Below are 21,188 nucleotides of genomic sequence, written 5' to 3' on the forward strand. Positions count from 1 at the left end.
TGCGGCCTCCCACGCCCGGAATCGGAGAGGGCCAAAACCGACGCTGCCGCAACAGCTGCGCCGAGCGGCGGCACGGTCTACTTCAATTACACACTTCCACGCTGGCGTTGTGGCTCGGGCCGCCGCCGCCCTGATAGTCGAGATGGCAGCCGCGCTGGACCGGCCGGCACAGATAGGCATCGCAATAGATCTGGCCTGACGCGCGCCCCGGCTTCTCCGCCCGAAGCTGCGGCTTGGCAAAGCCCGACAGCGGCCGGCCGGCATCGACCTCGGGAAGCGTCAATCGCCGCTCCGACCGCAGCCGCTTGCGGGCCGGCTCGTCGTCGCGATCGTTGCGGCTCGCGACCGGCTTCTTGCTGCGCTTCTCGCATTCGTTGTCGTCGTTGAGGAACGAGCCGGCAGCACAGACGATCCTGTCGCAATGGTCGACGTCGACCTCGAAACCATGCGGGCAAGCCAGCGGACACACCCGCCCCTGCTTGCGCTTGATCACATCGAGCGCATCGCCGGAGACCGTCTGCGTATCGAGCTTGGTACCGGCATAGCGGTTGAATGCCGACAGCGACCGCCGCGAGGCCGAGCCCCAGTCCCCATTGGCATCCTCGTTCAGGCAGCCGACGCGGCGCAATTCGACCTGCACCGCTCTGGCGAGATCGGCCGGCGGTGCGGCCGGAGTCAGCGATGCCAGCCTCGGAGCTTTCTCCGGCTGGGTGGCCGCAGCCGCGGCGGGGACCGATGCCGCGGTCGTGGTCACCGCTATGAGCGAGGCTTGCTGCTGGTTCGACGGCTCGTCCTGCGGCCTGCCGTTCGCCTCCGCGGCCTGCTGCCGCGCGACCTCCGTGACCTTCGCGGCTGCAATCCGCGCCTGCTCGGCCGCCTTCGCCTCGGCCGCCGCCTTGGCTTCAGCCCTGGCCAGCACATCCTTGCCCGCGCCTTCGGCGACGAGACGCGCCCGCTCGACTTCGGCCGCCCGGGCCTGCTCGGCCAGTGCGACGTGGTTCTCCTCCGCCGTCAGCTTATCGAGCTGCAGCCTGGCGAGGCTCGCATAGAAGCCATCCGGATATTGCGCCAGAAAGGCGTTCCAGGCCGCCTCGTTGCCGACCTGCAGCGCGAGCTCATAGTCGCGGCGCATCCCCGATTGCGCATTCGGCGCGGCCGCCGCTTGCGGGACTCGGGCGGCAGCCGGCACCAGTGCGACATCCTCACCGCCGAGCGAGCCATAGACGAACGGCTCCTGGCGATTGCCGGTCGCCTTCAACACCTCGTCGCGCACGAAGCCGAAGGCCTTGCGGATATCGAGCCCCGGCGTGCCGATACGCCGCGACAGCGCCAGCGTGAACGGACTGTTCCTGCCGTCGCCGTCCTGCGCCGTCGATCCTGCCTTCGCCGAATAGGCGACCAGGGTGTTTGGGCTGGTCGGCTCGATCCTGGCAAGGCCGCGACCGATGCCGCGCACGGCAACCGTGCGCTCCATGGTCCTCGCGAACGGATTGTCACGACAGGCATCGAGAATGACCAGGCGCAGTTTCTTGGCCGGCTCGACGGCGACCAGAATGCGGTCCAGCGACAGCGTCTCGTCATAAACGTCGGTGTCGCGTTCAAGCCGCGCATCGACCGGAATCAGGTAATTGGCGCCTTCGACCTCCATGCCGTGGCCGGCGTAATACACCACGGCGATGTCGGCATCCCGCGCGGCATCGGCGAAATCGCGCAGCGCCCGCCGCGTCTCCCCTGCCGACAGGTCGCGCCGGAAGTCGACCACGTCGAAACCGGCCGCCTTGAAGGTCTTGGACATGACGGCGCCGTCATTCACGGGGTTCGCCAGCGGCGGAACATTCCGATACGCCGAGTTGGCGATGACCAATGCCACCCGCTTCTCGGCAAAGGCCGGCTGGCATGCAAGCAGCAACACCGCTGCAATCAGCAAGCGGGGGATTTGAAAGGATCGCGACCGGAACATGACTGAGAGCCCATGATGCTGGGAGACTTGCAGAAGCCGACTACCAGAGCTGGGAACGGCTGGGCTGTGATTGCGGTCACACACCTCGCTCCCAGGCCAAACCGCATCCTTGTTCGTCGCCGCTGATGTGGCCTTGGTTCGTCTTGCCAATCACGTTATTGCGTTGAAAATAAGCTGATCGTTCCGCAGCGAGGAGAGAGCCGTGAACCCTGACCGATCCAGTGTCGAAGCCGTGGTCCAAGGCTATTTCGACGCGCTCTATGCGGGCGACGCCGACAAGCTCGGCGCGATTTTCCATCCCACCGCCGATCTGCGCTGCGTGGAGAATGGCGAGCTGAAGATCCTGACCATGGCCGACTGGCTGGCCTGGGTCCGCAAACGGCCTTCGGCGCAGGCCGAAGGCAAGCCGCGGGACGATTTCATCGTCACCATCGACCGCTCGGATGACAACACTGCCTTCATCAAGGTCCGCTGCCAGCTCCCGCCGCGCTATTTCACCGATTATCTGGTGGCGATGAAGCTGAAGGATGGCTGGCAGATCGTCTCCAAATCCTATCGCTACGATCTGCGGGACTGAGCGTCGGCACCGACGCGCAGATCGCATGGAAGATCATTTTCAGCTGTTTTTGATCCTGCTCGCCGTGCTGGCCGGAACCGCACTGCTCGCGCGCCGTGCGAGTATTGCGCCGGCCATCCTGCTGATGCTGGCCGGCATCGCGCTGGCCTTCGTGCCGACCATGCCGGCGTTCGCGCTGCCGCCGGAGCTGGTGCTACTGGTGGTGCTGCCGCCTCTGATCTACTCGGCCAGCGTCGCCATGAGCTGGCGCGAGTTCAAGCTGAGCCTGCGCCCGATCGTGCTGCTCGCGGTCGGCTGCGTGATCTTCACCGCCTGCGCGGTCGCAGCCGCAACCCACATCCTGATCGGCCTGCCCTGGAGCGTCGGCTTCCTGTTAGGGGCCATCGTCGCGCCACCCGACGTGGTGGCGCCGCTCGCCATTGCCCGCCGGCTGCATCTGCCGCGGCGGATCCTGGTGGTGCTGGAGGGCGAAGGGCTGGCCAACGACGCCACCGCGCTGATCCTCTATCGCTTCGCGGTGGCCGTGATCACCACCGGCACGTTCTCGCTGCCGGTCGCCGCCGGCGAGTTCGCCCTCATCGTGGTGGGCGAGATCGCCTTCGGCATCGGCGTCGGCTGGCTGATGCTGCGCGCCCGCTATTATAGCCGTGACCCGCAGATCGAGATCACGCTGTCCCTGCTCACGCCCTATCTCGCCTATTGGATCCCCGAACATGTCGGCGGCTCCGGCGTGATCGCGACCGTCGCCTGCGGCCTTTATATGAGCTGGAACGGGCCGCTCCTGATCCCCTCGGCGACCCGGCTGCAGGGCGTCTTCTTCTGGGACCTCGTGATCTACCTGATCGAGGGCATGCTGTTTCTGCTCACCGGCTTCCAGATGCGGCTGCTCTACGAGAGGTCTAAGGCCTTTCCGCTGCATGACATCCTTCTGGTGACGGCGCTGGTGGTCGGCATCGTCATCCTGGCGCGGTTCGCCTGGATCTTCCCCGCGACCTATCTGCCGCGCTGGTTTTCGAAAAGCCTGCGCCAACGCGACCCCTCGCCGCCCTGGCAGTGGGTGTTCATCCTCGGCTTCACCGGGGTACGCGGCACGGTCTCGCTGGCGGCGGCGCTGGCGCTGCCGCTGACGCTCTCGACCGGCGACGCCTTCCCGTTTCGCGACCTCATCCTGTTCGTTTCCTTCGGCGTGATCTTCTTCACCCTGGTCGGCCTCGGGCTCACGCTGCCGCGCGTCGTTCACTGGCTCGGCGTGACCCGTGCCGGCCGCGCCGAGCATGTCGCCGAGCACGAGCAGGAGATCGCCGCACGCCGCGAAGCGCTCGAGACCGCGCTGCACTCGCTGGAGACGATGACCAATGATCGCGAACTGTCCGACGAGGTGGTGCGGCTGCTGCGCGCGCGCCATGAGGTCCGCGTCAACCAGCTGCCGCAATCGCTCGATCCCGATCAGCAGGACTCCTCCGCGCTCGGCATCGAGCTGACCCGCGAATTGATCGCCGTAGAGCGTCAATTCATCCATGTCCTGCTGCGCGACGGCAGGATCACCGACGAAACCCGGCGCCGGATCGAGCGCGACCTCGACCTCGAGGAGGCGAGCCTCGCCAACCGCGAATATGGCGAGCTGCCGCTGTGAAGAAAAAGGCAGCTCGCCTTTGCTAGCTCAGCCTGCCGCACCATGGTCCTCCAGGACCGGGCCGAACAGCTCCCAGCGCTCGCCGTCGAAACGCATCATCTGCAGCTGCTTGTTGACGCGATAGTCGGTCGGCGACGTGTTGATCTCCATGCCCGGCAACGCGAGATCGCCGGTGACGTGCTTGAGCGAAGCGGCCTGCTTCATCACGTTCTCGCGGGTCAGATTGTCGCCGCACATCTTCAGCACCGTGGTCAGGAGCTCCGCGGTCGAGTAGCCATAGATATTGAAATTCGAGTTCTTGTCGCCTTCCGGATAGTACTTCGCCATGAACGAGAAATAGCGCTTCATGCCGGGATCGTCCTTCCAGGTCGGGTCCAGCGGGTCCTTGCCGTAGTTGACCGAGATGACGCCCTTGGACGCCTCCAGGCCCGCCGGCTTCATCACGGCGCCGACCGAGGTAGCGTTGATATCCACGATGTGAGTCGGTTTCCAGTCGAGCTCGGCGATCTTCTTGATCGCCTGCGCCGCCTGCTTCGGCGTCGCCGCCGAGAACACGAGATCGGCGCCGGCCGACTTGATCTTCAGGATCTGCGAATCGATGGTCGGATCGGAGACCTCGTAGGACGCCTCGGCGACGATCATGCTCGACGCCTTGTCGCCCAGCCCGGCCTTGAGGCCGTTCAGATAGTCCTTGCCGAGATCGTCGTTCTGATAGAGCACGCCGATCTTGGCGTTCGGATGTTCCTTGAGAATGTACTGGCCGTAGATGCGCCCCTCGGTGAAGTAGTTGGGGTTGAAACCCATGGTCCAGGGGAAGTTCTTCGGATCGGTAAACCTCGTCGCGCCAGTGGCCGCGAACAGCTGCGGCACCTTTTTGGCGTTGAGATATTTCTGCACGGCGGCGTTCGACGGCGTGCCGATGATCTGGAAGGTCAGCAGCACCTCGTCGTCCTCGACCAGTTTGCGAACCTGCTCGACCGCTTTCGGCGGCGAATAGGCGTCGTCATACTGGATCAGCTTGATCTTGCGGCCATTGATGCCGCCCTGATCGTTGATCATGTTGAAATAGGCGGCCTGGGTCTTGCCGATCGAGGCATAGGCCGAGGCAGGGCCCGAGAACGGCACGGTCTGGCCGACCTTGATCTCGGTGTCGGACGCGCCGGGATCGTATTTCTTCTGGGCGTAGGCGGATGTGACCGAAAGCGTGGCCGCAAGCGTGGCCGCAAGCGCGGCGGCCCCGGCAAGACGGACGATGCCAGATCGCATCGTGCCATGTGTCATCATACCATGTCTCATGGGCAATGTTCCTCCTGGATGTTTTGCGCGATGGTCTGATTGTTTTGGACGCCATCGCTGCCAGGATTGTGGAGGAAGCCAAGGCGCCATGCAAGACGAGGCGGCCGGCCCGCGGATGCGGATTTCGGGTCGACGCCTACGCTCGGAGCGGCCATAGAGCTTCGGAATCGATCAACCGAGAGCGGTGAAACGGACATGCCCGAACGCATTAGTCCGGCGCAAAAGCCGGCCACGGTGTTCCGCCTCGACCGACTGGCGACGCCGATCGGTATAGCGCTGCTGGTCACCGATGACGACGGCGTGCTGCGCGCCCTCGACTGGGACGATCATGCACCGCGCATGATGGATCTGCTTCGGCGGCATTATGGCGTGGTGATGCTGAACGAGCGGCAGGCGCCTGCCGCGATCAAGGCGGCCCTGACGGCCTATTTCAATGGCGATCTCGATCGGCTGGCCGAGGTGGCATGGCGCGTGGCCGGAACGGAGTTTCAGCGCAAGGTCTGGTCGGCATTGCCGGGCATTCCAGCGGGCCAAACCATGAGCTATGGCGCGCTGGCGGCCCGATTGCAGGCGCCCAAGGCGACGCGCGCGGTCGGCCACGCCAATGGCGCCAATCCGATCAGCGTCGTGCTGCCCTGTCACCGCCTGATCGGCGCGAACGGCGCGCTGGTGAAATATGGCGGCGGCTTGACGCGCAAGCGCTGGCTGCTGCGCCATGAGGGCGTGGAGGTTTAGCCTCCTCTGCCAATCGACACATGACAAACAAACAGCGTCATTGCGAGGAGCGAAGCGACGAAGCAATCCAGACTTCCGGCGCCGCCCTGGATTGCTTCCGCCGTCGCCCTTCGGGCTATGGCGGACAAGTCGCTGCGCTCGCAATGACGAGCGGATAAAATCGAGACGTGCGCTTCAAGCCGCCGGCTGCGCGGCGCTTACGTCGCTCGACAGCAGATGCAAGAGCGCGCTCTTGATCGCGGCCTGCCGGGTCGGCGCGGTGATCTGGGCGCCCAACAGGTCCGTGACATAGAACACGTCGCGGGCGCGCTCGCCGAAGGTCGCGACGTGAGCGGAGGTGATGTTGAGGTTGAGCTTGGAGATCGCGGTGGTCAGCTCGTACAGCAGTCCGGGACGATCGAGACCGGAGACCTCGATCACGGTGTAGAGCTCCGACCACTGATTGTTGATGGTCACCTCCGGCTCGACCGAGAATGCCTTGTGCTGCTTGCCGCGGGTCGCACGCCGCGCCACCGCTTCCGGCAGCTTCAGCTTGCCTTCCAGCACCTGCTCGATCATCTCGCCGATCCGCGTGGCGCGCCTCGCCTCGTCCTCGTCGCGCTCATATTCCCGGGAGATCGCGATGGTGTCGAGCGCGCGCCCGTCGGTCGTGGTGTAGATCTGCGCGTCGACGATGTTCGCGCCGGCCGAGGCACAGGCGCCAGCGATGATCGACAGCAGCCAGGGATGGTCCATCGCGAAGATCGTCAGTTCCGTGACGCCGCGCGCCGGATCGAAGCCGACATTGATCGCAAGCTTGTGGCCGGCCTCTTCGCTCGCGCGCACGAAACGCGCGTGGCGGATCTTGCGCGGCAGCTCGACCTTGAGCCAATAGGCCGGATAGTGGCGGGCGATATAGCCGTTGAGCTCGGCCTCCGGCCAGTCGGTGAAGCCGGCGCGGAATTCGGCCTGCGCCGCGGCGATCCGCTTGGCGCGGTTCACCTCCGAGAAACCGCCGGTCAGCACCGGCTCGGTCTCGTAATAGAGCGTGCGCAGGAGCTGCGCCTTCCAGCCGTTCCAGACGCCCGGACCGACGCCGCGGATGTCGGCGGTGGTCAGGATGGTCAGGAGCTTCATCTGCTCGACCGACTGCACCACGGCGGCGAAGTTCTCGATGGTGCGGCGGTCCGAGAGGTCGCGCGACTGCGCGACCGTGGACATCGTCAGGTGCTCCTCGATCAGCCACGCCACGAGCTCGGTATCGGCATTGCTGAAGCCGAGCCGCGGGCACAGCCGCCGCGCGACCTTGGCGCCGGCGATCGAGTGATCCTCGGGCCGGCCCTTGGCGATGTCGTGCAGCAGCACGGCGATGTAGAGCACCGACCGGTGCTCGGGCCGGATCTTGCGCATGAGATCGGAGGCGAGCGCGAACTCGTCGCTGCCGCCGCGCTCGATCTCCTGCAGGAAGCCGATACAGCGGATCAGGTGCTCGTCGACCGTGTAGTGATGATACATGTTGAACTGCATCATCGAGACGATCCGGCCGAAAGAGCGGATGAAGTGGCCGAGCACGCCGGTCTCGTTCATCCGCCGCAGCACCACTTCGGCGTCGTTGGAGGTCAGTATCTCCATGAACAGCCGATTGGCTTCCGGATTTTCGCGCTGGCCCGTATCGATCAGGCTGAGCGAGCGCGTCACCGCGCGCATCGCATCCGGATGGAAGGCGAGATTGTTCTTCTGCGCGAGACGGAAGATGCGGATCAGGTTGACCGGATCGTGCTTGAAGACATCGGGCGCGGCGAGATTGATGCGGTTGTTGTCGACGATGAAATCGTCGCTCTCCGGCACCCGCCGCCAGGTCGAGCCGGTCGTCAGCCGCGAGATCACCCGGCTCAGCACCGGTGCCGGCTTGGCCTGCTGGTCCTCCAGCTTGGCGCACAGGATCGCGGTGAGATTGCCGACCTCCTTGGCCACCAGGAAGTAGTGCTTCATGAAGCGCTCGACGTCCTGCATGCCGGGATGGCTGGTGTAGCCGAGCCGGACGGCGATCTCGCGCTGCAGATCGAAGGACAGCCGCTCCTCGGCCCGGCCGCTCAGGAAATGCAGGTTGCAGCGGACCGACCACAGGAAGTCGGCGCAGCGGCGGAAGGTGCGGAATTCGTGCGCATCGAACACGCCGCGCTCCAGCAGCTCGCCGGTCTCGCGCACCCGGTAGACATATTTGGCGATCCAGAACAGCGTGTGCAGGTCGCGCAAGGCGCCCTTGCCGTCCTTGACGTTGGGCTCGACCAGGTAGCGCGACTGGCCGGCGCGGCGATGACGTTCCTCGCGCTCGGCCAGTTTTGCGGTGACGAATTCGGCCGCGGTGCCCTGCACGACCTCCTTGTCGAAGCGCTCGACGAGTTCGTCATAGAGCGGACGGTCGCCGGCGAGATAACGCGTCTCCAGGATCGCGGTGCGGATGGTCATGTCGCCACGCGCCTGGCGGATCGATTCGTCGACCGAGCGCGTCGCATGGCCGACCTTCAACCCCATGTCCCAGAGGCAATAGAGGATGGCTTCGGCGACCTGCTCGCCCCAGGCGGTCTGCTTGTAGGGAAGGATAAACAGCAGGTCGATGTCCGACTCCGGCGCCATCAGGCCGCGGCCATAGCCGCCGGTCGCCACCACGGCCATGCGCTCGGCGCCGCTCGGCACGTCCGAACGGTAGAGGTGCCCGGTGGCGGCGGCATAGAGGATGCGGATGATCTCGTCCTGCACGAAGCAGAGCCGCTCGGCGCAGCGCCGGCCATGACGATCCTTCAACAGCTGCGCCTGGGCGGCCGCACGCGCCTTGACCAGCTCGGCCTTGAGGAGCTGCGCCACCGCCGAGCGGAACATATCCTCGCGGCCGGAATGCTGCGCGGCGAGCGCCTCGACCGCCGCAGCGATGGTGGCGCTATCGAAATCCGGATCGGCCTTGAGTTTGTGATCTGTCGCGATGCTGTCCATGAACCATCCGGATATCGAACACAGCCTGTGCTGTCACGACACATTCTATGCAACAAACGATCCATGCTGTCGCGCGCCATCGGCGCATGATGTTCGTGCTGGGAATAGCTCCGCTGGGGAAAGGTAATTCTCGTTGACGCGCCATCTAACTCATTGAAATAAGAGAGTATTTTAATGAGCAGGGAGGAACGGGGATGGACGGAATATCGAGGCGGGCTTTCGCCGCCATGGCAGCGGTGTTCTTGTGCGGCGGCATCGCCTCGGCGGCCGAGCCGCTCAAGGAAATCCGGATCGACTGGGCAACCTACAATCCGGTGTCGCTGGTCCTGAAGCAGAAGGGCCTGCTCGAAAAGGAGTTCGCCAAGGACGGCATCGGCATCGTCTGGGTGCAATCGGCGGGCTCGAACAAGGCGCTCGAATTCCTCAATGCCGGCTCGCTCGATTTCGGCTCGACCGCGGGCTCGGCCGCGCTGGTCGCCAGGATCAACGGCAACCCGATCAAGTCGATCTATGTCTATTCGCGCCCCGAGTGGACCGCGCTGGTCACGACCAAGGACTCCAAGATCGCCAGCATTGCGGATCTGAAGGGCAAGCGTGTCGCTGTGACGCGCGGCACCGATCCGCACATCTTCCTGGTGCGCGCGCTGCTCGGCGCGGGACTGTCCGAGAAAGACATCACGCCCGTTCTGCTGCAGCACGCCGACGGCAAGACGGCACTGCTCCGTGGCGACGTCGATGCCTGGGCCGGGCTCGATCCGATGATGGCGCAGGCCGAGGTCGAAGACGGCGCCAGGCTGTTCTACCGCAACGCGGGCGCCAACACCTGGGGCATCCTCAATGTGCGCGAGCAGTTCCTGAAGGATTATCCCGACATCGTCCGCCGCGTACTCGCCACCTATGAAGAGGCGCGCAAGGATGCGCTCGGCAACTACGACGATCTGAAGAAGACCTTCATCGCCGTCACCAGGCTGCCGGAACCGGTGGTCGACAAACAGCTCAAGGAGCGCACCGAACTGACCCATAGCCGCATCGGCGCACCCCAGCGCGAGTCGATCCTGGCCGCGGGCCAGGCGCTGCAACAGGCCGGCGTGATCGATGCCAAGGTGGATGTGAAGGCATCGCTGGATGCGCTGATCGACGATCAGGTGCCGCTGCCGACCAACTGAGACAACAAAATCGGTGTCGTCCCGGACAAGCCCGACAACGCGCCAGCGTTGGCGGGCGCCGATCCGGGACCCATACTCCCGAATGCTTGTTGCGAGGCACGCCGGAGCGACATCTCGTCTCGCAACAAACGCCGCGGCGTATGGGTCCCGACTCAAGGCCGGGACGACACCGAGTTTGTAGCGCGGCCATCATTTTGTAATTTGCTTGAGGCCCTTCTTACGGATGTCCATGACCGCCGAATTGCAGGCCGCCGCGCCAATCGAACAAGCAATGCCCACGCAAGCCGCGCCGCGGCTCTCGCGTCTCGCGCGGCCGCTGCAAGGCCTCCTGCTCCCAGTCGCGCTCGCCGCCGGCTGGGAGCTCATCGTTTGGCTCGGCTGGTCCACCGGACGGCTGGTGCCGCCGCCGTCCCGCATCATCACCACGCTCATCGAGCTTGCACGTTCTGGCGAGCTGATGCGCCACATCACGGCCACCCTCGCGCGCGTCGGGCTCGGCTTCGGCCTCGGCGTCGCCGCCGGCACGGTGATGGGAGGCATCTGCGGCTATTGGGGATTGGCGCGGCGGCTGATCGATCCCACCGTTCAGGCATTGCGCGCGATCCCGTCGATCGCCTGGGTGCCGCTGTTCATCCTCTGGCTCGGCATTTTCGAGACCTCGAAAGTGGCGCTGATCGCGGTCGGCGTCTTCTTCCCGGTCTATCTCGGCCTGATGGGCGCGATCCTCTCGGTCGATCGCAAGATCGTCGAGGTCGGCCGCATCTTCCGCCTGTCGGGCCTCTCGATGATCCGCTGCGTCTTGCTGCCAGCCGTGCTGCCCGCCTATGTCGTGGCGCTGCGGGTCGGACTGGGGCTGGGCTGGATGTTCGTGGTCGCCGCCGAGTTCATGGGCGCCTCCGAGGGGCTCGGCTATCTCCTGATCGACGGCCAGCAGCTCGGCAAGCCCGCGCAGATCGTGGCTGCGATCGTCATCTTCGCCATCATCGGCAAGACTACCGACTGGCTGCTCGAGCTGGCGACCGCGCCGCTGTTGCGCTGGCAGGACAATTTCGCGCGTCATGGCGGAGCAAACTGATGCTGTCGCTGCAATCCCTCGGCAAGGTCTATCCGAACGGCGTCCACGCGCTGGAGCGATTCTCGGCCGAGATCAATCTCGGCGAGATCGTCGCCATTATCGGCGGCTCCGGCTGCGGCAAGTCCACGCTGCTCCGCGCCATCGCCGGCCTCGATCCGGCCAGCCGCGGCACGGTCACGCTCGATGGCGAGGCGATCGCCGCGCCGCACCCCAAGATCGGCATCGTCTTTCAGGAGCCGCGGCTGCTGCCGTGGCTGTCCGTCGCCGACAATATCGGCTTCGGCCTGTCCGAGCTGCCGCCTGCCGCGCGCCGCGAGCGCGTGGCGCGGGCGCTCGCGCGGGTCGGCCTTGCCGACAAGGCCAGAGCGTGGCCGCGCGAACTCTCCGGCGGCCAGGCCCAGCGGGCGGCGATTGCGCGGGCGCTGGTGCCGCAGCCCGAAGTGCTGCTGCTCGACGAGCCGTTCTCCGCGCTCGACGCCTTCACCCGCAAGGACCTGCAGGATCACCTGCTCGACCTGTGGGCGGATACGCGCCCGACTCTCGTGCTGGTCACCCACGACGTCGAAGAGGCGGTGGTGCTGGCGGACCGCGTGCTGGTGATGCGGCCGCATCCGGGACGGCTGTTCGAGGAGATCACGATCAATCTGTCGCGACCGCGCGACCGCAATGCGCCGCTGTTCGACCAGTTCAAGCGCCATGTGCTGGCGAGCCTCGACCGCTCGCTCGATCGAACGATGCCCGACCGGCAGAACAGCCGTGACGCCAGCGCGGCGATGTGGTGGTGACATCGGCGGCCGGGCCCGGTACACCTCAACCGTAAGAAATCCGGGAGAGAGCGACGATGGATGCTGCCGAGCTGCGCGCGCTGCAGGCGCCGATCAAGGAACGCTACAAGTCGGATCCCGCCGCTGCCATCATCACGCTGAAGGCCAAGGGCTCGGTCGGCGACGAGGGGTTGACCTGCAAGGTCGAGACCGGACGTGCATTGGCGGTGGCCGGCCTGCATCCGGGAACGGGCGGCTCCGGGCTCGAGCTCTGCTCCGGCGACATGCTGCTGGAGGCGCTGGTCGCCTGCGCCGGCGTGACGCTGAAATCGGTCGCCACCGCGATCGAGGTGCCGCTCAAGAGCGGGCAGGTGATCGCCGAGGGCGATCTCGATTTCCGCGGCACGCTGGGCGTCGACAAGGAGGCGCCGGTCGGCTTCCAGGAGATTCGCCTGCGCTTCGAGGTCGATACCGATGCGCCGCAAGACAAGCTCGATCTGCTGCTCAAGCTGACCGAACGCTATTGCGTGGTCTATCAGACCATCAAGAACGGACCGAAAGTCTCGGTGAGCCTGAAGCGGGTGTGATCTCGCTTTGCCATGCCGCGGATGATTGCAGCGGGCAATGCTCGCTCGGTCTGCGCCTCCCCCGCCTGCGGGGGAGGTCGCCTTGCATCGAAGATGCGAGGCGGGTGGGGGAAGTCTCTCCACACGGCGCGAATGTTTCGGCTCGGGCCATCCCCCACCCCAGCCCTCCCCCGCAAGCGGGGGAGGGAGACTACTGCCCGCACCGAATGAGCTGATGTCCCCCGACCTTTCCTTCATCCTCCTCCTCGGCCTGCGCATGGTCATTGCGGCCGCCTTCGTGGTGTCGGCTTCGATGATCGCCGAGCGCACCGGGCCCGTGATCGGCGCGCTGGTGGCGACCTTGCCGATCTCGGCCGGCCCCACCTACGTCTTCCTCGCGCTCGATCATGACGCCGCCTTCATCGCGCAAGGCGCGCTCACCAGCCTGCCGGTCAATGCCGCCACCATCTTTCTCAGCCTGATCTACGCGGTGCTGGCCCAGCGCCGCGGTGTGGTCATCAGCACGGCTTGCGCGGTGGCGGTCTGGCTCTTCCTCGCAGCGCTGGTCCGCAGCGTGCAGTGGTCGCTGCTCGGCGGCCTGATCGCAAACGCCGTGACCTTCGCGATCTGCCTGCCGCTGCTTGAGCGCTACCGTCACGCCAAGATGCCGCTGATCACCCGCCGCTGGTACGACGTGCCGCTGCGCGCCTCGCTGGTCGCCGCGCTTGTCGCTACGGTTACATCGGTCTCGGGCTGGGCTGGTCCAAGTGTGTCAGGCATCCTCGCGCTGTTTCCGATCGTCTTCACCTCGATGATGCTGATCCTGCAGCCGCGCATCGGCGGCCCCGCGACTGCGGCCGTGATTGCCAACGGCGCCTACGGCCTGATCGGCTTCGGCATCGCGGTCGCGGTGCTGCATCTGGGCGTCCTGCATCTCGGCGCGCCGGCCGGCCTGAGCCTCGCGCTCGCGACCTGCGTGGGATGGAATCTCGGCCTGTGGTGGATCGGGCGGCGAAGGGCTTCTCCGCTGTCATTGCGAGCGAAGCGAAGCAATCCAGGAGCCGATCGGGGATAGTCCGTTACTGGATTGCTTCGGCGCAAATGCGCCTCGCAATGACGGCGTCGGTTCGTAGGGTGGGCAAAGCGAAGCGTGCCCACCGACGCGCATCCTGCGATGGAGGTGGTGGGCACGACGCTTCGCGCCTTTGCCCACCCTACGGCACTGTGGTGTGTGGGAGAAAGAAAGTCTCTCCGCCGTCATTGCGAGCGAAGCAATCCAGAGGCCAATCGGGGATAGTCCGTTGCTGGATTGCTTCGGCGCAAATGCGCCTCGCAATGACAGTGACTACGATTTTCCGAGCTTCGCCTTCAGCGCGTAGAGCGCGTCCATGGCCTCGCGCGGCGTCATCTCGTCCGGATTCAGCGCCTTCACCGCGCCGATCAGCTCTTCCGCCTCCTTCGACATCGCAGGCTCCACGGCCGCGCGCGACGGCACCGCGAACAGCGGCAGGTCATCGACCAGAGCACGCGCACTCTGGCCGCGGTCTTGCGCCTCTAACTTCGCCAACACGGATTTGGCGCGGTTGATCACCGCTGGCGGAAGGCCGGCGAGCTTGGCCACTTGGATGCCGTAGGAGCGGTCGGCCGAGCCCGGCAGCACCTCGTGCAGGAACACCACGTTGCCCTGCCATTCCTTGACCCGCACCGTGGCGTTGAACAGCCGCGGCAGCTTGGCGGAGAGCGCCGTCAGCTCGTGGTAATGCGTGGCGAACAGCGTGCGGCAGCGATTGGTCTCGTGCAGATGTTCGATCGCGGCCCAGGCGATCGAGAGTCCGTCGAAGGTCGCGGTGCCGCGTCCGATCTCATCCAAAATCACCAGCGCCCGCTCGCCGGCCTGGTTGAGGATGACGGCGGTCTCCACCATCTCGACCATGAAGGTGGACCGCCCGCGCGCCAGATCATCGGCGGCGCCGACCCGCGAGAACAGCCGGTCGACGATGCCGATGCGGGCGCGCGAGGCCGGCACGAACGAACCGATCTGCGCCAGCAGCGCGATCAGCGCATTCTGGCGCAGGAAGGTGGATTTGCCGGCCATGTTCGGACCGGTGAGCAGCCAGAGCTGACCGCTGTGATGGCCCGGCGTCGGCGACAGGTCGCAGGAATTGGCGATGAAGGGCTGGCCGTCGCGCTTCAATGCCTGCTCGACCACCGGATGGCGGCCGCCTTCGATGGCAAAGCCGAGCGAACCATCGACGTCGGGCCGCACATAATTGTCATCGACCGCGAGCTTGGCCAGCGACGTCGCGACGTCGAGCATGGCAAAGCCGTGTGCGGCGGCGCGCAGATCGTCGCCGGCGGCGAGCGCGACAGCACAGAGCCGATCGAAGATCTCAAGCTCGAGGTTGAGCGCGCGCTCACCGGCATTGGCGATCTTGGCTTCGATCTCGCCGAGCTCCGAGGTCGTGAAGCGCACCTGGCCCGCCAATGTCTGGCGATGAATGAAGGTCGCGTTCAACGGCGCGGCCATCAGCTTGTCACCATGCTGCGCGGTGACCTCGACGAAATAGCCGAGCACGTTGTTGTGCCGGATCTTCAAAGCCTTCACGCCGGTCTGGTCGGCATAGCGCGCCTGCATCGAGGCGACGACGAGCCGCGAGGCGTCGCGCAGATTGCGCGCTTCGTCGAGCGCCGGCTCGTAGGCGGCGCGGACGAAGCCGCCATCGCGCTTGATCAGCGGCAGCTGCTCATCGAGCGCGCGGGCAAATTCGGCCGCCAGCTCACGCGACGGCCGGCCGAGCGCCGCCATCACCGAAGCGATCTCCTGCGGAGGCTGGTCGAGTTCGGACAGGCGCGCCAGGGCCTGATCCGCGGCGAGAATGCCATCGCGGATCGCAGCGAGGTCGCGCGGGCCGCCGCGGCCGACCGAGAGCCGCGCCAGCGCGCGCGACATGTCGGGGGCGCCGCGCAGGATGCTCCTGATGTCCTCGCGGGCGGGGCTGTCGGCCACGAACGCCGCGACCGCATCGAGGCGCCGCGCGATCTGCCGATCATCGGTCAGCGGCGCCGCCAGCCGCTGCGCCAACAGTCGCGAGCCGGCCGAGGTGACGGTGCAGTCGATCGCGTCGAGCAGCGAGCCGCGGCGTTCGCCGCCGAGCGTGCGCGTCAATTCCAGATTGGCGCGGGTGGCCGGATCGATCGCCATCGTGCTGCCGGTCGCCTCGCGCGAGGGCGGCGACAGCGGCGGACGCTTGCCCACCTGGGTGCGATCGACATAGGTGACAGCAGCGGCCGCTGCGGTCGCTTCCAGCCGCGACAGCGCGGCGAGCCCGTCCATGGTGGCGACGGCGAAGTAATCGCACAGCCGCCGCTCCGCGGTGGCGCCGTCGAACACGTCGCGCGTCAATGGCGTGACCGCGGCGAGTTCGCGCAGGATCGGCTCGAATGCATGGTCCGAATAGAGCGCATCGCTGACGATCACCTCGTTCGGATTGATGCGGGCGAGCGTCGCAGCGAGTTCGGCGAACGCGCATTCGGCGACCACGAATTCGGAGGTCGAGATGTCGATCCAGGCGAGCCCGAGGCGATCGCCGCCGGAGGAGCCGCGGGCGCGTGCAATCGCGAGCAGGTAGTTGTTGGCACGTGCATCGAGCAGGTTGTCTTCGGTCAACGTGCCCGGCGTCACGACGCGAACCACGCCGCGCTTGACCACGCTCTTGTTGCCGCGGGCGCGCGCCGCCGCCGGATCTTCCATCTGCTCGCAGACTGCGACCCGGATGCCTTGCGCGATCAGCCGGTGCAGATAATCTTCCGAGCGTTCGACCGGCACGCCGCACATCGGGATGTCGACGCCCTGGTGCTTGCCGCGCTTGGTCAGGACGATGCCGAGCGCCTTCGAGGCGACTTCGGCGTCCTCGAAGAACAGTTCGTAGAAATCGCCCATCCGGTAGAACAGCAAGAGTCCCGGATGGGCCGCCTTGATCTCCAGATATTGCTCCATCATCGGCGTGAGCTTGGCCGGCGCATCTTGCGCGGGCGTCGTGTCGGGCATGTCAGGCGCGGAGATGGGCTGCTGGATCGTCATGGCGCGGAAATTACCCAAATTGCCGGCACGCTCCTACCGCTTTGCGGCCGCTGTCCCGGTTTTCCACGCCCGGTGCAAGCTGAACTCTGCCTCTCCCGCTTGCGGGGGAGGTCGCATCGCATCGAAGATGCGATGCGGGTGGGCGAAGTGCTTCCGTTTGCACCTGCCGTGGGGTTTGCCCCCACCCCAACCCTCCCCCGCAAGCGGGGGAGGGGCGCACCGATCACGACGAGAGAGCGACCATACTTCAGTCTCCCGCATACCACCCCGCGTCGCCGTCATTTGACCTGCCTGCGGCGCACTCCTAAAACCGCCATCAACATCCGATCAGAACATCCGAAAATCCAGGGAGAGAGCGATGCGAGACGTCTATATTTGCGATGCGGTGCGGACGCCGATCGGCCGCTTCGGCGGATCGCTCGCCAAGGTGCGCACCGACGATCTCGCCGCCACGCCGATCAAGGCGCTGATCGCGAAACATCCGAATCTCGACTGGTCCGCGGTCGACGAAGTGTTCTTCGGCTGCGCCAACCAGGCTGGCGAGGACAACCGCAACGTGGCGCGCATGGCGCTGCTGCTTGCAGGCCTGCCCGATTCAGTTCCGGGCCAGACGCTCAACCGGCTCTGCGCCTCGGGGCTCGACGCGGTCGGTGCCGCGGGCCGCGCGATCCGCGCCGGCGAGATCGATCTTGCCATTGCCGGCGGCGTTGAATCGATGACGCGCGCCCCCTTCGTGATGGGCAAGGCGGCGGAAGCCTTCTCGCGCTCGGCCGAGATCTTCGACACCACCATCGGCTGGCGCTTCATCAATCCGCTGATGAAGCAGCAATATGGCGTCGATTCGATGCCCGAGACCGGCGAGAATGTCGCCGAGGAATTCCAGGTCTCGCGCGCCGACCAGGATGCGTTCGCGATCCGCTCACAGCAGCGCGCCGGCAAGGCGATCGCCGCGGGTTACTTTGCGGAAGAGATCACGCCGGTCACGGTGCCCGGCGGCAAGGCCGGCCCCGTCATCGTCGACAAGGATGAGCATCCGCGTCCCGAAACCACGCTCGAGGGCCTCGCCAAGCTGAGGCCGATCGTGCGCAATCCCGGCACGGTGACGGCAGGCAATGCCTCCGGCGTCAACGACGGCGCCGCCGCGATGATCCTCGCTTCCGAGGCTGCCGTAAAGAAGCACGGCCTGACGCCGCGGGCGAAAGTGCTGGGGCTGGCGTCGGCCGCGGTGCCGCCGCGCATCATGGGCATCGGACCGGTGCCGGCCACGCGCAAGTTGATGGAGCGGCTCGGTCTCAAGATCACCGATTTCGACCTGATCGAATTGAACGAGGCCTTCGCGAGCCAGGGCATCGCCTGCCTGCGCCAGCTCGGCGTCGCCGACGATGCCGATTTCGTCAATCCGCATGGCGGCGCGATCGCGCTGGGGCATCCGCTCGGCATGAGCGGCGCACGGCTCGCCCTCACCGCCGCACATGGCCTGGAAAAGCGCGGCGGCAAGCGCGCGCTCGCCACCATGTGCGTCGGCGTCGGCCAGGGCGTGGCGCTGGCGATCGAGAAGCTGAATTGAGGACGCGTCCTGCGCTTCGTCATTCCGGGGCAGCCCGCAGGGCTGAACCCGGAATCTGGAGATGAGTCCAACAACATCGAGATTCCGGGCTCGACGCTGACGCGTCGCCCCGGAATGACGGAGGGACAGCCATGACCATCTCCCGCGAGCAGGACGTTACGCCGGCGGTGCTGGCCGTGATGGAGCGAACGACAAATCCGCGGCTGCGCGAGATCATGCTGTCGCTGATCACGCACCTGCATGGATTCATTCGCGACGTTCGGTTGACCGAGGCAGAATTCCGCGAGGCCGCCGCCATCATCGCCGAGCTCGGCCAGCGCACCAACGACACCCACAACGAGGTGGTGCTGATGGCCGGCTCGCTCGGCGTCTCCTCGCTGGTGTGCCTTTTGAACAATGGCGACAACGGCAACACCGAGACCTCGCAGTCCCTGCTCGGCCCGTTCTGGCGCTTGAATTCACCCCGCGTCGAGAACGGCGGTTCGATCGTGCGCTCGGAAACGCCCGGCCCGTCACTGTTCGTCAGGGGCCGCGTGGTTGATCCGGACGGCGCGCCGGTAGCAGGCGCCGAAGTCGATGTCTGGCACGCCTCGCCGGTCGGCCTCTATGAGAACCAGGATCCCGAGCAGGCCGACATGAACCTGCGCGGCAAGTTCACCACCGATGCCGACGGCCGCTTCTGGTTTCGCTCGGTGATGATGGTGGGCTATCCGATCCCGACGGACGGCGTGGTCGGCCGCCTGCTCGCGGCACAGGGGCGCCATCCCTATCGTCCCGCGCATCTGCATGCGCTGATCGTCAAGCAGGGCTTCAAGGTCCTGATCTCGCAGGTCTACGACCCCAGCGATCCGCATATCGACAGCGACGTCCAGTTCGGCGTGACGAAAGCGCTGCTCGGCGATTTCATCCGCCACGACGAGCCGCACCCGACCGCGCGCGATGTGGTCGCGCCCTGGTATTCGCTCGATCACCTCTATCGGATGGAAGCCGGCGAGACGGCGCTGCCGCGCGCACCGATCAAGTAATTGCCGGAGAAGCCCGCCGGACTGGGGGCGGCGCTGGAGGAACCGCCGCCCCCATCCGGCACATCATGGCGGGGCGTCCATGAGATGTTGCCTCCGCGCGCAACTCATACGCGGAGCCGCCGGCTTGGTCTTGCATAGCCCGAAACGTGACGATGTTTGGTCGAAAAGCCATCACGTTTCAGTCACCTTTTCGCTACCGCCGGGCAGCTCCTATTCCATCACCGCATGATCCGCCGGCGCGGCCTGGGCGCGCAGCGCCGTCCGGGTCGAGCCGATCATGATCGCGAGCGGGATCGAAGCCAGGATGAACACCATCACCAGCTGGTAGTCGTGCGAGAAGGCGAGGATCTGCGCCTGCACGGTGACCATCGCGTCCGCCATCGCCCGGCCGGCATCGGTCGAAAGATCGATCATTCTGGCGACGTTCGGCATCTGCAGGGCCTGGTTGAACGGGTTGATGTGCTCGACGAGGATCGCGTGATTGCGGCGGGTGCCTTCCGTGAGCTGGGCGATCGCGATCGAGATGCCGATCGAGCTCGCGACGTTGCGCACCAGCGTCAGCATCGAGGTGCCGTCGGTGCGCAATTGCCCCGGCAGGGTCATGAACGCCACCGTCGACAGCGGCACGAAGACCAGCCCGAAGCCGAAGCCCTGCATGATGCTGATGGTGATGATCTCGGGAACGCCGGTCTGGTCGGTCCACGCCGTCATCTGGAACAGCGACAGCGCGGTGAGCCCAAGCCCCACCACGATGAGGGTGCGCGCCTCGATGTAGCGGAGCAGCCGGCCCACGATCATCATGGCGACGAAGGTGCCGCAGCCGCGGCTTGCAAGCAGCACGCCGGCAGTGATGATGGGATAGCCGATCACGTTCTGCAGGTACGGCGATGACAGCGCCATGGTGGAGAACAGCACCAGCCCCATCACGGTCATGAACACGCAGCCGCCGACGAAATTCTTGTCCTTGAACAGAGCGAACTGGATGAACGGCCGCCTCGTGGTCAGCGAATGCGCCAGGAAGTAATAGAAGCCGATGGCGGCGACGATGAACTCGGCGATGATCTCGTTCGATTCGAGCCAGCCTTGATCCTCGCCGCGGTCGAGCGCGATCTGCAGCGAGCCGATGCCGACCGCGAGCGCAAAGAAGCCGAACCAGTCGAAGGTCAGCTCGGTATTCGGCCGGGTCTCGTCCATGAACGCCATCAGCCCGAGCACGGTGACGAGGCCGAACGGCAGGTTGACGAAGAACACCCAGTGCCAGGAATAGGTCTCGGTCAGCCAGGCGCCGAGCGAGGGGCCCATGATCGGGCCCATCATGACGCCCATGCCCCAGATCGACATCGCCTTCGCCCGCTCGTGCAGCGCGTAGGAATCGAGCAGCACGGCCTGCGACAGCGGCACCAGCGAGGCGCCGAACACGCCCTGCAGCAGGCGGAACAGCACCATCTGGTTGATGTCCTGCGCCAGCCCGCACAGCACGGACGCGACGGTGAAGCCGGCCGAGCAGACAATGAAGGTGCGCTTGCGGCCGAAGCGGTTGGCGATCCAGCCGACCGGCGCGGTCATGATCGCCGCCGCCACGATGTAGGAGGTCAGCACCCAGTTGATCTGGTCCTGCGAGGCCGACAGCGTGCCTTGCATATAGGGCAGCGCCACGTTGGCGATCGTGGTGTCGAGCGCCTGCATGATCGTCGCCGTCATGGCGCAGATCGTCACCATGTTGCGGCGGAAGCCGGGGACCGCGGAGGGTGAAGGCGCAGGCCCGTTCATCGC

At 65.9% G+C, this 21,188-nt stretch carries 15 protein-coding genes; 10 read left to right on the plus strand and 5 right to left on the minus strand.

Annotation, left to right across the window (positions count from 1 at the left end):
* Positions 1-82: 82 nt before the first annotated feature.
* Entirely contained in the window at positions 83-1,960 is a 1,878-nt protein-coding gene (locus QXZ85_RS07500; RefSeq protein WP_315769342.1) for a caspase domain-containing protein, read from the minus strand.
* 202 nt (positions 1,961-2,162) lie between these two features.
* Here QXZ85_RS07500 and QXZ85_RS07505 point away from each other — a divergent pair, with 202 nt between their 5' ends.
* Together QXZ85_RS07505 and QXZ85_RS07510 are read left to right on the plus strand one after the other, a co-directional pair.
* The gene (locus tag QXZ85_RS07505; protein ID WP_315702482.1) at positions 2,163-2,537 is read left to right on the plus strand and encodes a nuclear transport factor 2 family protein; all 375 of its coding nucleotides are present in this window, start codon (positions 2,163-2,165) and stop codon (positions 2,535-2,537) included.
* A gap of 25 nt (positions 2,538-2,562) precedes the next feature.
* The gene (locus tag QXZ85_RS07510) at positions 2,563-4,170 is read left to right on the plus strand and encodes a Na+/H+ antiporter (RefSeq protein WP_316173871.1); all 1,608 of its coding nucleotides are present in this window, start codon (positions 2,563-2,565) and stop codon (positions 4,168-4,170) included.
* 27 nt (positions 4,171-4,197) lie between these two features.
* On the opposite strand, the gene QXZ85_RS07515 is transcribed toward QXZ85_RS07510, so the two are convergent.
* A complete protein-coding gene (locus tag QXZ85_RS07515; RefSeq protein ID WP_316174203.1) occupies positions 4,198-5,436 on the minus strand; it encodes an ABC transporter substrate-binding protein in 1,239 nt (412 codons plus the stop codon).
* 225 nt (positions 5,437-5,661) lie between these two features.
* Here QXZ85_RS07515 and QXZ85_RS07520 point away from each other — a divergent pair, with 225 nt between their 5' ends.
* Positions 5,662-6,201 carry a methylated-DNA--[protein]-cysteine S-methyltransferase gene (locus QXZ85_RS07520; protein WP_315702480.1) on the plus strand — a complete coding sequence of 180 codons (540 nt, stop codon included), beginning with the start codon at positions 5,662-5,664 and terminating at the stop codon, positions 6,199-6,201.
* 174 nt (positions 6,202-6,375) lie between these two features.
* On the opposite strand, the gene QXZ85_RS07525 is transcribed toward QXZ85_RS07520, so the two are convergent.
* Positions 6,376-9,171, minus strand: coding sequence for a [protein-PII] uridylyltransferase (locus QXZ85_RS07525; RefSeq protein ID WP_315702479.1), 2,796 nt, complete (start codon positions 9,169-9,171; stop codon positions 6,376-6,378).
* 194 nt (positions 9,172-9,365) lie between these two features.
* On the opposite strand from QXZ85_RS07525, the gene QXZ85_RS07530 reads away from it, so the two are divergent.
* From QXZ85_RS07530 to QXZ85_RS07550, 5 genes are all read left to right on the plus strand, one after another.
* Positions 9,366-10,337 carry an aliphatic sulfonate ABC transporter substrate-binding protein gene (locus QXZ85_RS07530; RefSeq protein ID WP_315702478.1) on the plus strand — a complete coding sequence of 324 codons (972 nt, stop codon included), beginning with the start codon at positions 9,366-9,368 and terminating at the stop codon, positions 10,335-10,337.
* 223 nt (positions 10,338-10,560) lie between these two features.
* Entirely contained in the window at positions 10,561-11,412 is an 852-nt protein-coding gene (locus QXZ85_RS07535) for an ABC transporter permease (RefSeq protein WP_315769346.1), read from the plus strand.
* Positions 11,412-12,197, plus strand: coding sequence for an ABC transporter ATP-binding protein (locus tag QXZ85_RS07540; protein ID WP_315702476.1), 786 nt, complete (start codon positions 11,412-11,414; stop codon positions 12,195-12,197). Before QXZ85_RS07535 ends, QXZ85_RS07540 begins: the two co-directional genes overlap by 1 nt.
* Before the next feature lie 56 nt (positions 12,198-12,253).
* On the plus strand, positions 12,254-12,763 hold the full coding sequence (locus QXZ85_RS07545; protein WP_315702475.1) for an OsmC family protein: 510 nt from the start codon (positions 12,254-12,256) through the stop codon (positions 12,761-12,763).
* Between the two features lie 214 nt (positions 12,764-12,977).
* A complete protein-coding gene (locus QXZ85_RS07550; RefSeq protein ID WP_315747564.1) occupies positions 12,978-13,817 on the plus strand; it encodes a hypothetical protein in 840 nt (279 codons plus the stop codon).
* A 270-nt stretch (positions 13,818-14,087) separates the two neighbouring features.
* Here QXZ85_RS07550 and mutS read toward each other — a convergent pair whose 3' ends face one another.
* Positions 14,088-16,823 carry a DNA mismatch repair protein MutS gene (gene mutS / locus QXZ85_RS07555; protein ID WP_315744531.1) on the minus strand — a complete coding sequence of 912 codons (2,736 nt, stop codon included), beginning with the start codon at positions 16,821-16,823 and terminating at the stop codon, positions 14,088-14,090.
* Positions 16,824-17,181: 358 nt separating this feature from the next.
* Between mutS and pcaF the strand changes: the two genes are divergently transcribed.
* Together pcaF and QXZ85_RS07565 are read left to right on the plus strand one after the other, a co-directional pair.
* Positions 17,182-18,390, plus strand: a complete 1,209-nt coding sequence (gene pcaF / locus QXZ85_RS07560; protein ID WP_315702472.1) for a 3-oxoadipyl-CoA thiolase — start codon at positions 17,182-17,184, stop codon at positions 18,388-18,390.
* A 131-nt stretch (positions 18,391-18,521) separates the two neighbouring features.
* Positions 18,522-19,415, plus strand: a complete 894-nt coding sequence (locus QXZ85_RS07565; protein ID WP_315702471.1) for a dioxygenase — start codon at positions 18,522-18,524, stop codon at positions 19,413-19,415.
* Positions 19,416-19,625: 210 nt separating this feature from the next.
* Here QXZ85_RS07565 and QXZ85_RS07570 read toward each other — a convergent pair whose 3' ends face one another.
* Positions 19,626-21,185 carry a DHA2 family efflux MFS transporter permease subunit gene (locus QXZ85_RS07570; protein WP_316173874.1) on the minus strand — a complete coding sequence of 520 codons (1,560 nt, stop codon included), beginning with the start codon at positions 21,183-21,185 and terminating at the stop codon, positions 19,626-19,628.
* Positions 21,186-21,188 lie beyond the last annotated feature (3 nt).

The sequence above is a fragment of the Bradyrhizobium sp. SZCCHNGR1005 genome (assembly GCF_032489995.1).
Lineage (GTDB): Bacteria > Pseudomonadota > Alphaproteobacteria > Rhizobiales > Xanthobacteraceae > Bradyrhizobium.